The 12,494-nt window shown below is 56.8% G+C and carries 9 protein-coding genes and 1 pseudogene; 5 read left to right on the plus strand and 5 right to left on the minus strand.

The features are described 5' to 3' along the window. Positions 1-23 precede the first annotated feature (23 nt). Entirely contained in the window at positions 24-1,451 is a 1,428-nt protein-coding gene (gene sbcB / locus QSK07_RS02435) for an exodeoxyribonuclease I (RefSeq protein WP_098052885.1), read from the minus strand. A gap of 565 nt (positions 1,452-2,016) precedes the next feature. Between sbcB and dacD the strand changes: the two genes are divergently transcribed. From dacD to tmaR, 3 genes are all read left to right on the plus strand, one after another. Beyond that, the gene (gene dacD / locus QSK07_RS02440) at positions 2,017-3,180 is read left to right on the plus strand and encodes a serine-type D-Ala-D-Ala carboxypeptidase DacD (protein WP_179291158.1); all 1,164 of its coding nucleotides are present in this window, start codon (positions 2,017-2,019) and stop codon (positions 3,178-3,180) included. A gap of 259 nt (positions 3,181-3,439) precedes the next feature. Next, positions 3,440-4,498: an FUSC family protein gene (locus tag QSK07_RS02445; protein ID WP_285720346.1), complete on the plus strand. Its 1,059-nt coding sequence runs from the start codon at positions 3,440-3,442 to the stop codon at positions 4,496-4,498. 160 nt (positions 4,499-4,658) lie between these two features. After that, complete coding sequence (gene tmaR / locus QSK07_RS02450; RefSeq protein WP_004571340.1) at positions 4,659-4,985, plus strand: PTS system regulator TmaR; 327 nt, start codon at positions 4,659-4,661, stop codon at positions 4,983-4,985. Between the two features lie 88 nt (positions 4,986-5,073). On the opposite strand, the gene QSK07_RS02455 is transcribed toward tmaR, so the two are convergent. The 4 genes and pseudogenes from QSK07_RS02455 to QSK07_RS02470 all read right to left on the minus strand — a co-directional run. Continuing rightward, complete coding sequence (locus QSK07_RS02455; protein WP_285720347.1) at positions 5,074-6,135, minus strand: LacI family DNA-binding transcriptional regulator; 1,062 nt, start codon at positions 6,133-6,135, stop codon at positions 5,074-5,076. 128 nt (positions 6,136-6,263) lie between these two features. Beyond that, entirely contained in the window at positions 6,264-7,178 is a 915-nt protein-coding gene (locus tag QSK07_RS02460) for a ketopantoate reductase family protein (RefSeq protein ID WP_285720348.1), read from the minus strand. A 179-nt stretch (positions 7,179-7,357) separates the two neighbouring features. Next, the gene (locus tag QSK07_RS02465; RefSeq protein ID WP_285720599.1) at positions 7,358-8,131 is read right to left on the minus strand and encodes a phosphate/phosphite/phosphonate ABC transporter substrate-binding protein; all 774 of its coding nucleotides are present in this window, start codon (positions 8,129-8,131) and stop codon (positions 7,358-7,360) included. Further along, positions 8,124-8,540, minus strand: a pseudogene (locus QSK07_RS02470) (fatty acid desaturase); the annotation flags it as partial. The pseudogene QSK07_RS02470 and the gene QSK07_RS02465, both read right to left, overlap by 8 nt. Positions 8,541-8,784: 244 nt before the next feature. Here QSK07_RS02470 and QSK07_RS02475 point away from each other — a divergent pair. Further along, the gene (locus tag QSK07_RS02475; RefSeq protein ID WP_098052890.1) at positions 8,785-9,807 is read left to right on the plus strand and encodes an LLM class flavin-dependent oxidoreductase; all 1,023 of its coding nucleotides are present in this window, start codon (positions 8,785-8,787) and stop codon (positions 9,805-9,807) included. 444 nt (positions 9,808-10,251) lie between these two features. Then, positions 10,252-12,471 carry a catalase/peroxidase HPI gene (gene katG / locus QSK07_RS02480; RefSeq protein ID WP_285720350.1) on the plus strand — a complete coding sequence of 740 codons (2,220 nt, stop codon included), beginning with the start codon at positions 10,252-10,254 and terminating at the stop codon, positions 12,469-12,471. Positions 12,472-12,494 lie beyond the last annotated feature (23 nt).

Raw genomic sequence — 12,494 nt, forward strand, 5'->3', positions numbered from 1 at the left:
GCAGGGTCAGGCTTTCTCATTGCTCAGGAGACCAGTTCCTGCGCATAAAGATAGAGCGCTTTGAGCTGCCCAACCTTTTCTGCATCCGCTTCATGCAGATTAGCCAGTCCCTCCAGCTCCTGCATAAACGCCTGCACCCGATCACCATTCAATACTTCACGGCGATGCTGCAACCAGCGCTGCTGCTCGGCATCATCCAGCGTGCCGGGGAAGTTACGTGCCCGGTAGCGGAACAGCAGTTTCGCTATCCGCGCACTCTCAAAGCTCAGGTCAAGCGCAGGCAGATTCGCCGGTGCGGTCTGACGAATGATATTCATCCCGGCGCGATCGGCATCACTGAAGAATCCATCGTAGAGTTGCGTGTCCACATCCTCTGAGGGTGTGAACGGCTCAGCTTCGGCAAACAGCGTGACCAGTTTTTCGCGCACGTCAGGCTGCTGACGCAGTAGTGTCAGATTCGCCAGGCAGTGCTGACGATCAATGCCCAGCCGGGCCGCATCTTCCGGACGCAGCGTACTGGCAGGTGCCAGCACCGGACACTTGTTGATATGCACCAGTTTAACCGGCACCGCAGGCAGATCGCCCAAATCGTTTTTCGGCGTGTAAAGACGCTCGCGCAGGGTATCGGCATCCAGTTGCAGCAGCGGTGACATATCGCCCGCCAGATCCACCACGATCAGCGCATTGCGGTTATCAGGATGCCAGGCCAGCGGCACGATCCAGCTGGTGTTGCCGCGCGCGGCGCCGAACATGCCGGAGACATGGACCAGCGGTTTCATCTGCGGGATGTCGATCAGTTTCATTAGCTTGTTTTTGTTGCGATGGGTAAACAAAAACTCAAACAGTTTCGGCTGCTTCTCTTTTACCAGCTTCGCCATCGCCAGCGTGGCGTAAACATCTGACATCGCATCGTGCGCATTTTCATGGGCCACGCCGTTGGCTTTGGTCAGATGCTCCAGCCGGAAGCTCGGAAAGCCTTCTTCATTTTCCGGCCAGTTGATCCCGTCAGGCCGCAACGCATAGCAGGCACGCATCACATCGAGCAGGTCCCAGCGTGAGTTGCCGTTTTGCCAGGCCCAGCCGTAAGGATCATAAAAGTTGCGATAGAAGATATTGCGCGTCACTTCATCATCGAAACGCACGTTGTTGTAGCCGACCACGCAGGTTTGTTCGTTGGTGAACAGCTGATGAATGCGTTCGGCAAACTCTGCTTCGATTACGCCGCGGCTCATCGCTATCTGTGGGGTGATGCCGGTAATCATCACCGCTTCGGGCTGTGGCAGATAGTCATCAGGCGGACGGCAGTAGAACACTTCTGGCTCGCCAACAGGATTGAACTCACTGTCGGTGCGCAGGCCGGCGAACTGGGCGGGCCGGTCACGAGAGGGGCTGGTACCGAAGGTCTCATAATCGTGAAACAGAAAAGTGGGCTGTACGCGGTCGTTATTCAAATTTCATATCCGTTCATTGCGTTCACTGACTTTATGAACAGAGCGTGCTAAATCGGCTCTGCTCGCTCTGTAACTTTCTGCGCGCAGCAGGGTAAGAGGTGATCGTTATGTCTGATGCACAGGCGCAGGGTTCAGCCGTACAGTGCCATTATAGCGGCTCATGGCTGCGGCTGGCGCTCGTCCTGTATGGTAAACCATATTCCTGCGCGTCTGAAGTTAAGGGTAAAGCCTGCCTGATGCTTCTTTTTGACAGCCAGCCATTGGCGACAGCCGCAACAGACCCAGCCGGCCATGTTGGCGGATGTCCAGAACCGGGAGCCGTTGCACATTTTCTCACTACGTCTGTATGCCACTTTCAGGCCTTTTCGTGGCCTGAAACCTGCACCGCATCTTTTCTGTTGCGGTCAGCCGACGGATGGATTCACTCACCCGGTTCATCCGGTCACTGCCAGTTCATACTTTTTTTCAATTTATTCAAACCTTCATAATGCTTTTGCCGTAAAACGTGCGGCTGTTTCCGTTTCGTTTTAGAAATTTTCTCTCCCGTGCAATTAAGGATGAAGTGTTGAAAAGGCGTTTGTTGTTCACCGTTACCGCTACTGTTTTTTGGGCCTCGCTGGCGCAGGCTGATGCGATTCCCTTCCCTGTGACGCCTCCGGCGATTGATGCGGCTTCCTGGGTATTGATGGATGCCACTACCGGGCAGGTGCTGACCGCGGGCAATCCCGATGAACGCCGCAATCCCGCCAGCCTGACCAAACTGATGACCGGCTACGTAGTCGACCGCGCTATCGACCAGAAGAAAATCAGCCGTGACGATATGGTCACGGTCGGCAAAGATGCCTGGGCGGCGGGAAATCCTGTGTTCAAAGGCTCTTCACTGATGTTCCTGAAGCCGGGCGATAAGCTGAGTGTCCGGGATCTAAGCCGCGGCGTGATCATCGATTCCGGCAATGACGCCTGTGTTGCACTGGCTGATTACGTGGCAGGCAGCGAAGCGAACTTCGTTGGCATGATGAATCATTATGTTGAGAAGCTCGGCCTGCAGAATACCCACTTTGAAACCGTTCATGGTCTGGATGCGCCGGGTCAGTACTCCAGCGCGCTGGATATGGCGAAGCTGTCACGTGCCATTATCGATGGTGAGCCTGACTTCTATGCCATGTACAGTGAGAAGACCCTGAGCTGGAACGGCATTACCCAGAACAACCGTAATGGTCTGCTGTGGGATAACAACCTCCACGTTGATGGGCTGAAAACCGGTCACACTGAAACCGCGGGCTTTAACATCATTGCCTCAAATGTGGTGGGTAAACATCGCCTGATCGCCGTCGTGATGGGCGGTAAAAGCCCGAAAGGCCGCGAAGAGCAGGCGCGTAAACTGCTGGTCTGGGGCCAGAATACTTTTGATACCGTTCAGCTGTTCCATGCCGGTAAGAAGATTGGCAGCGAAAACGTCTGGTATGGCAATCCGCATCAGGTAGAAGTGGGAACGGCAGAAGATGTCTATCTGTCACTGCCACGCAGTGAAGTGCAGAACGTGAAGGCGAAGTACGTCATCGATCGTAAAGATCTGGAAGCGCCGCTGAAAGCCAATGAAGTAATTGGTGAAATTCAGGTGATGGATAAAGATCAGCAGATTGCTCATTATCCGCTGGTGGCGCTGAGTGCGGTAGAACCAGCAGGTGTGATTACCCGCCTGACGGACTATCTTAAACAGAAATTCTGATTAACCGCCCGGCAGTACAGAGATGGGCAGTCTGCGGGCTGTCCGTTTTCACATTTATACCCTGAACCTGTTACTGATACCTGCGAAAGGTTAAAAAGCCGTATTCAGTTGTTCATGACTTTCGGTCAGGTATGTGAGGCGGATGTTGATAATTGTAAGCGAACGTCAAAACTGTTTTGAAATATCCGGCCCGCGCTAAGCCCGCGCCGTGTTCAGGGTTAAGATAGCCCCATCATATTCCCGTAACCGGAAAGTCACTTTGCGTCCTGACAAGCCCATCTCGAAACTGGAGTTCTGGTTTTATCGCCATTACCGATCCGTCCACGGCGTTCGTATTGCCATCGCCTTTTTACTCTGCTTTATTTTTGTCCGGGCAACCGGTATTCCGGAAGGCACCTGGCCGCTGATCACGCTGGTGGTGGTGATGGGGCCGATTTCCACCTGGGGAAATGTCTTTCCGCGCGCCCTGCAGCGCATGTGTGGCACGGTGGCGGGGTCGATTTCCGGTCTGATTGCCCTGAAGCTGGAACTGATCTCCATGCCGGTGATGCTGGCCTGGTGCGGCATCATCATGCTGATCAGCGGCTACCTGACGCTGGGCAAACATCCCTACATGGCGCTACTGATCGGGATTACGCTGAGCGTGGTGGTGGGGGCGCCAACCGGCGATTTCACCGTGGCGCTGTGGCGCGGTGGTGATGTGATTCTGGGATCGCTGATGGCGCTGCTGTTTACCGCGATCTGGGCGCAGCGCGCCTACACACACTGGCGCATTCAGCTCTCCGACACGCTGGCGGGCATGGCAAAAATCTATCATGCCGGCTTCTCGCCCAACCTGGTCGAAAAGCCGCGCCTTAATAAGCCGCTGGGCAAATTGCTGACCAGCGTGATCAAAATGCGGGCGCTGCTGGAGCCGTCCAGCAAAGAGACCCGCATCCCGAAGTCGGTGCTTGAAGCGATTCAGACCATAAATCGTAATATGGTTTACACCATTGAGATGCAGATTAATGCCTGGTGGGCCTCGCGTGAGAGTCACCTGATAATGCTTAACGCGCCTGCACTCCGCCGCACGCAGCAGATGACAGAGAACACGCTACGGGCGCTCTCGGTGATGGCGATTGAGGGCGAAACAGAAGAGGTGATTGCCAACAGCCATGAGCTGACCGAAATCAGCGGCGAACTACGCAGACTGATCGCCGAAGCGGGTAGCGACGGGCTGGAAGAGACGCCAATCTATGGCTACGTCTGGCTGACGCTGGAACTGGCGAAACAGCTGGAGCGCATGACCGATCTGATGAGGATGGCGCTGCGCAAATAATCACCTCAGACAATGACTTAATGTGAAACCGGGTTTCTTTGCGCTAAGATAAGAGCCAGTCTGAATTTAGCTGTGAAAATTGCTTACCTGGCGGGCTAGCCGCTAAGCTGATCGTTTTGACTCTCTCCCTGCGTCAGCAGGCTTAAAGAAAGGTGCCATCATGGAAAATGCCAAGCAGTCATTTCAGGACGTACTGGAGTTCGTGCGTATGTTCCGCCGCAAAAACAAACTGCAGCGTGAAATTGTCGATAACGAGAAGAAAATCCGCGATAACCAGAAGCGCGTACTGCTGCTCGACAACCTGAGCGAATATATCAAACCCGGCATGAGCGTTGAGGCTATTCAGGAAATCATCGCCAGCATGCGTGTGGATTATGAAGACCGCGTGGATGAGTACATCATCAAAAACGCCGACCTGTCGAAAGAGCGTCGCGAGCTGTCGAAAAAAATCAAAGCAATGGGCGTGGGCGAACACCCGAAAGCATAAGAACAGAGCGCTTATGCGTTTTGCGCTCCATGCGAACCCGCATTCACGTCGGTGGTGCGGGTTTTTTATTGCCTGTCTCAGCGCAGCATTATTTACCCGCCAGCCTGCGGGCAATCTCCTGTAGCTGACGGGAGAGCGCCACCACATCAACCCGCTCATCAGCAGGGGGAGCGGTGGTCTCGCGGATCACCAGCGTGGTCTCCAGCGCGTTGTCTGGTGCCTCCTGACCCTGAAGCCGCGCCAGCATCCGTTCAACGCTCTGCGCACCCAGATAGTGTAAATCCTGCCGCACCGTGGTGAGTGGCGGCTGATACCACGCGCTCTCAGCGGTATCGTCATAACCAATCACGGAGATCTCGCCAGGAATGGCGACGCCATACTGATGCAGCGCCCGCATCGCACCCAGCGCCATCTGATCGTTGGCCACCAGCATCGCCTTCGGCAGGTCATCGGGAAGCTGCGTCAGCAGCGCCTGATAACCCGACTGTGCGCTCCAGTCACCGCGCAGCGCGCAATGCGGCGTTAGCTGATGATCGGCCAGCGCCTGACGCCATGCGTTTTCGCGCTGACGGGCTGACACCGAGCGCAGCGGCCCGCTTAACAGGCCAATCTGGCGATGCCCCAGCGCCACCAGATGTTCAACCGCTGCGCGTGCGCCGGACTCATTGGGATACTGACACTGTGCCACCGCCGCCTGCGGTTCGACATCCAGAAACAGCACCGGCTTGCCGCCGCACAGCAGCTGGATCTGCTGCGCTTCATCGGCATCCAGCGGCAGGTTAATCAGCAGCCCATCGACCCGCTGAGCCAGCAGTTCATTCACGGTGGCGGCCGCATCGTGGCCGCTGTCCATCGCAATCACCAGATGATAACCCGCCCGTGCAGCACGCTGCTGAATCGCCGAGGCGATCTGCGCCGGTGCCATCAGAGCCAGGTCGCTGGTCGCGAGACCCAGCGTGCGCGTCGCCTTACCCGCCAGCTGCTGCGCCACCCGATTGGGCACATAATTGAGCTGCTGCATCGCCGCCTCAACCCTTTCCCGCGTGCGGGCTGACACCTGTTCAGAACGATTTAAAACACGTGAAACGGTTTGATATGAGACGCCGGCCAGTTGAGCGACATCATCAAGGGTCACGGAGCGGGAAGTCATTGAACTCTCCAATAGATGAAGCGACGAGTGTAACAAATTTTCATGCTGTGCTGCTGCTGCCAGCCACACGTTCACCGCCACGCCAGCGGGGAACGTAGCGGCAGCCGACCCGCTAACGCTGCCGGTTGTTAACGCTGCTGCAGATAGACCTGCAGGTTCACATCCACCGCATTCAGCAGCGGCGTGGCAAGCCCGTTTCGTTTCGCCCGCAGCAGCAGGTCGCCGATGATCTGATCGGCTTCAATATCATAACCCTGGGTGAGATCGCGGTACATTGAGGAGGTCATCGGGGTCGCGGGATTGTTTAACAGTTCAAAAATGCGGGCCGTCACCGCCGGGCGCGGCTGATAGCCTTCGGCAGTAATGACGGACAGAATCTCCGTAAAGATCCCCTGTAGCAGCGCTTCGCCGCCGCGCGCGGTGAGGATCTGCCGGGTATCGCCGCGTGCCAGGCAGCAGACTGCGCCAAGCGTGCTGAGAAGGAGCCACTTTTCCCACAGCTCATCCATGATGTTATCACTGAACAGGGTATCAACCTGACAGTCGCGCAGCGCAGCATCAACCCGCAGCAGCCGTTCATCATTGTTGCCGTCCAGCGCGCCGTATAAGAGCTGGTGCAGCGGCGTCATCTGGATCACTTCGCCCTGTTCACCCAGCGTGGCGTTGATTTTGCACAGGCCGCCAATCACCTTATCTTCGCCGAAGCGCTGTTGCAGCGTGGCGATATGCCGCATTCCGTTGAGAATCGGCATGATCAGCGTGTCCGGGCCGACGGCTGGCGCAATGTCCTCCATCACCTGATCAAGGGCGAAGCTCTTTACCGTCACAATAATCAGATCAAACTGACCCGTCAGGGTGCTGGCCTGTGTCAGCTGCGGCTGTATCTTTTCGCTGCCCTGCGGCGTCTGCAACACCAGCCCATTGTGTTGCAGCTGCTGATAACGGCGTTCACGCACCAGAAAAGTCACGTCCTGACCCGCCTGAGCCAGTCTTGCACCAAAGTATCCACCGGTCGCGCCGGCGCCTGCCATCAGAATCCGCATTCCACATTTCCTTTGTTAAAACCTTTACCTTAGAACGCCGCGAGCGCGCTTACCAGCGTTAGCCTTCGGCATAGCGTATCGGGGTGCGTGAAAAACCAGGCAGGGAAAACGTGAGCAGTGGGGCGAAGATGCGGAAAATTCAGATTTTCCCGGTCAGAAGGACGAATTAGCGTGCGGCGTTAAAGCCGGGTGACGCCCAGCGCGGCAGCCTGCTGTTCCCACGCCAGCACCTCCTGATAATCGCCTTGCTGCACTGGGCTGAATCCACTGATGAGATTGTCGTCGCAGACGGCGCGAAAGGCGGGCTCGCTCACCAGCTGATGCAGCGTCGTACGCAACGTCGCCAGCCGGGCTGCTGACGTTGAGGCGGCCGTGATCAACGGCAATCCGGGTGCGGCGGGCGTCTCACCGATGATATGCAGGCCGTGCAGTTCATCTGGCGCATAGCGCGCCAGCAGCGCCCAGCTCACACAGTCGATAGCAGCGATATCTGCCTGTGAATCACGCAGCGCTGCCAGCGACTGACGGTGTCCGCCACTCAGCAGCAGCTGTGAAAAAGTCACGCCCTGAAGCGCCGCCACAAAACGTAGCGCGTTATAGCCGGAGTGCGAATCCAGGCTATTAACCACAGCCCGCTGACCGTTGAAATCAGCCAGCGTCGCCTGTTTATTCCACGCCACCAGCCAGCTGCGATAATCGCGCCCGCTGCAGCCCAGAGCCTGATAGTGAAAGGTGCCGACCAGCTGAACCGCCGGTAACTGACTGACCAGCGGATAGCCGCAGGTCTGGCTCAGCAGCAACCGGTCATCCCGCCAGTGGGCCAGCAGATCGTCAGGCCAGACCGGCTGCGCCTGTGTGTCATGCTGCGCCAGCAGCGTAACCACAGCCTGCATCAATGCCCGCGTGGCAGGCGGATGGAGGGCATACATGGGTAAAGCGAGCAGATTATTGATAAGTTTTCTCCCCTGAGCGGCCCGGATGGGCATTGACCCCGACCGGTCTGGCCCATGACTGACCGAGCCAGACCCGATAGCCCGCCACCCGAAAACCGTGGTTGCGCTGAAAGTAGTGCTCGCGGTCGCGCAAATAAAGCGGGCGCAAGCCATACCAGGACACGCCAGGCAGGTCGTGATGCACTGAATGGTAGTTCAGATTCAGGAACAGTATGCGCCAGGGCCAGGCCGCTTCATTATTCACCGAACGTGCCAGCGGGTCGTCCGCTGCACGATGCTCGTAAAAGGATCGTAACCTGGTCAGCGCCAGCGCCGGATAACTTACCGCCAGCAGATACCACAGCGGCGAAAACCCAAGCCCCGCCATCCCGTAAAACAGCAGAGCCAGCCACGCGTGCTGTTTCAGCCAGGCTCGCTGCTGTAAAGAGAGATAACCGTTGTGCATCGTTCACCTGACAGCAGAAGCGGGAGTCTGGAGAGTGAAAGAGCGCGCGGACAAAGACAAAGTGGATAACCTGCTTAGCTATGTCGAAATTCCTGAATATGGCGCTTAAAGATATTGACTATCAGTGGCGGCGCGTAGGGCGTAACCTTTTCCTGTCAAAAATCGATTCATGCCCACAGGCGTTTATCGTCTGTCAGGAGAAATACAGATGAAAAATATCGGCTTCTTATCCTTTGGACACTGGACGCCTTCGTCGCAGTCCGCCACCCGCACCGCGCAGGATGTGTTACTGCAATCGATCGATTTAGCGGTCGCCGCCGAAGAGCTGGGCGCAGATGGCGCTTACTTCCGTGTCCACCATTTTGCCCGCCAGCTCAGCTCGCCGTTTCCGCTGCTGGCTGCCGTGGCAGCGCGCACCAAAACGATTGAGATTGGCACCGGTGTCATCGACATGCGTTACGAAAACCCGCTTTACATGGTGGAAGACGCCAGCGCGGCAGACCTTATCTCCAACGGTCGTCTGCAACTGGGTCTGAGCCGCGGTTCACCTGAGCAGGTAATCGATGGCTGGCGCTACTTTGGCTTTGAACCGAAAGCGGGTGAAAGCGATGCGGATATGGGCCGTCGTCACACTGAGGCGTTTCTGGACGTGCTGCGCGGCGAAGGCTTTGCTAAGCCGAATCCACAGCCGATGTTTCCTAATCCGCCAGGTCTGCTGCGCCCTGAGCCGCTTTCAGAAGGGCTGCGTGACCGTATCTGGTGGGGATCCGGCTCCAACGCCACCGCAGAATGGGCGGCAAAAATGGGCATGAACCTGCAAAGTTCAACCCTGAAAGATGATGAGACCGGCGAGCCGTTCCACATTCAGCAGGCGAAACAGATCCGCGCCTACCGCGAGGCATGGAAAGCGGCGGGGCATCCGCATGCGCCACGCGTTTCCGTCAGTCGCAGCATCTTTGCGCTGGTAAATGATATGGACCGCGCCTACTTTGGCCGCAGCGGTAACGATCAGGATTCCGTTGGCTTCCTTGATGAGAAAACCCGCGCCATCTTTGGCCGCAGCTATGCCGCAGAGCCGGAAGTACTGATTAAGCAGCTGGCGCAGGATGAGGCGATTGCCGAAGCGGACACGCTGCTGCTGACCGTGCCTAATCAGCTTGGTGTCGCCTACAACGCCCATGTGATTGAGGCGATTCTGAAGTACGTCGCCCCGGAACTCGGCTGGCGTTAAGTCTATAGTCGGGCGCCCGCGCAAGCCGGGCGCTCTGTTGTTTCTTCATAAACCTGTGTTACCTGCCATTTACTTCTGCGATCCGTAACGCTTTTTAATCATTATCTCTTCTCGTATTTCTGCCGTTTCTGCTTCGCACCTGCTCCGTCCATCCCTGCAATTACACCGGTCTGGAAACGGATCGCGGCCATATCAGGTCTCACCGCTGCTCAGCCAGCCATGAATAAGACGGTTGTATAACCGGTTGTGCCGGAATAGTCTGATAAGCATCGATGCCGCTTCGTTGATGATTCCGGGTCGTAACAGCCGTTGCGCCATCGCTGGAAGCTGTTGAAAAAAACCTTATTCAAAGGGATAAGCTATCAATCTTATAGGATGAGACAGGTGTGAGTTCCTGAAAATCCTCTATAGAGTAGCGATGAAAATACAAAAAGAGGTGTGACCATGAGCAATTCCATTGATGAAGATGCAAAAGATGCAAAGCCTATTGTTGAAGCCGATCGCGAAGCGCCTGAAAGCAAATGTCCCTTTCACGCGGGCAAGCGAGCGCAGCCTGATCAGGCTCCGGGTGGCGGAACAACCAACCGCGACTGGTGGCCTAACCAGCTTCGCGTTGACCTGCTGAACCAGCATTCATCCCGTTCGAACCCGCTTGATGAATCCTTCGACTACCGTAAAGAATTTGCCAAATTAGATTACTCTGCGCTGAAAGCTGACATTAAAGGATTGCTCACCGAGTCACAGGCATGGTGGCCCGCTGACTGGGGCAGCTATATCGGCCTGTTCATCCGCATGGCCTGGCACAGTGCCGGAACCTATCGCTCCGTAGACGGACGCGGTGGTTCAGGCCGTGGTCAGCAACGCTTCGCGCCGTTAAACTCCTGGCCGGACAACGTCAGTCTGGATAAAGCGCGCCGCTTACTGTGGCCGATTAAACAGAAATATGGCCAGAAAATCTCCTGGGCTGACCTCTATATTCTGGCGGGCAACGTTGCGCTGGAAAACTCCGGCTTCCGTACCTTCGGCTTTGGTGCCGGACGTGACGATGTCTGGGAGCCGGATATGGATGTGAACTGGGGCGAAGAAGCCGCCTGGCTGGAACACCGTCACCCGGAATCCCTGGCACAGTCGCCACTGGGTGCCACCGAGATGGGTCTGATCTACGTGAACCCGGAAGGACCGGAACACAGCGGCGATCCTGCCTCTGCTGCCCCGGCAATTCGCGCCACCTTTGGCAACATGGGCATGAACGATGAAGAGATCGTGGCACTGATTGCGGGCGGACATACGCTGGGTAAAACCCACGGTGCTGCACCGGCCAGCCACGTGGGTGTCGATCCGGAAACCGCACCGATTGAAGCGCAGGGTCTGGGCTGGGTCAACAGCCACGGCACGGGCGTCGGCGCAGACGCGATTACCTCTGGCCTGGAAGTAATCTGGTCGCAGACACCGACCCAGTGGAGTAACTATTTCTTCGAAAACCTGTTCAAATATGAGTGGGTCCAGACGCGCAGCCCGGCGGGTGCGATTCAGTTCGTGGCAGCTGATGCGCCGGATATCATCCCGGATGCGTTTGATTCCACTAAGAAACACAAGCCGACCATGCTGGTAACCGACCTGACGCTGCGTTTTGACCCGGAGTTTGAAAAAATTTCGCGTCGTTTCCACAACGATCCGCAGGCGTTCAACGAAGCCTTTGCGCGTGCGTGGTTTAAGCTGACGCACCGCGATATGGGACCGAAAGCGCGTTACATCGGACCTGAAGTACCACAGGAAGATCTGATCTGGCAGGATCCGCTGCCTGCACCGGTTTATCACCCAACCGTGGCAGATATCGCCCAGCTGAAAGAGAAGATTGCCGCATCCGGCCTCAGCGTCAGCGAGCTGGTCTCTGTTGCCTGGGCATCAGCATCGACGTTCCGTGGTGGCGACAAACGTGGTGGCGCCAACGGTGCCCGACTGGCACTGCTGCCGCAGCGCGAGTGGGATGTCAATACCGCCGCAGCACGCGTTCTGCCTGCGCTGGAAGCCATTCAGCGCGAAGCCCACAAGGCTTCACTGGCGGATGTCATCGTGCTGGCGGGTGTCGTCGGTGTTGAGCAGGCGGCGAAAGCGGCCGGCATCTCGATCGACGTGCCATTCACCCCGGGCCGTGTCGATGCGCGTCAGGATCAGACTGACATTGAGTCGTTCGATCTGCTTAAACCGCGTGCGGATGGTTTCCGTAACTACGGCACCGGCTTCGGCAAAACCACCACCGAAAGCCTGCTGATCGATAAAGCGCAGCAGCTGACGCTGACCGTGCCGGAGTTAACGGTCCTGGTGGGCGGGATGCGTGCCCTGGGCGCAAATTTCGATGGTAGCCAGCACGGTATCTTCACGCACAATGCAGGATCGCTGAATACAGACTTCTTCGTGAATCTGCTGGATATGCGTACCGAATGGAAAGCGACTGATGGCAGCAATGAGAAATTCATCGGACGCGATCGCGTGAGTGGTGAAACCCGTTTCACTGCCACACGTGCCGATCTGGTGTTTGGTTCCAACGCGGTGTTACGCGCCTCGGCGGAAGTCTACGCCAGCAGCGACGCCCGTGAAAAATTCGTCAAAGACTTTGTCGCTGCATGGACCAAAGTGATGAATCTGGATCGGTTCGATATCTGATAGCTGTTGATGGTGTAAACGGA

The sequence above is a fragment of the Pantoea sp. QMID4 genome (genome assembly GCF_030270445.1).
Classification (GTDB): Bacteria; Pseudomonadota; Gammaproteobacteria; order Enterobacterales; family Enterobacteriaceae; genus Pantoea; species Pantoea vagans.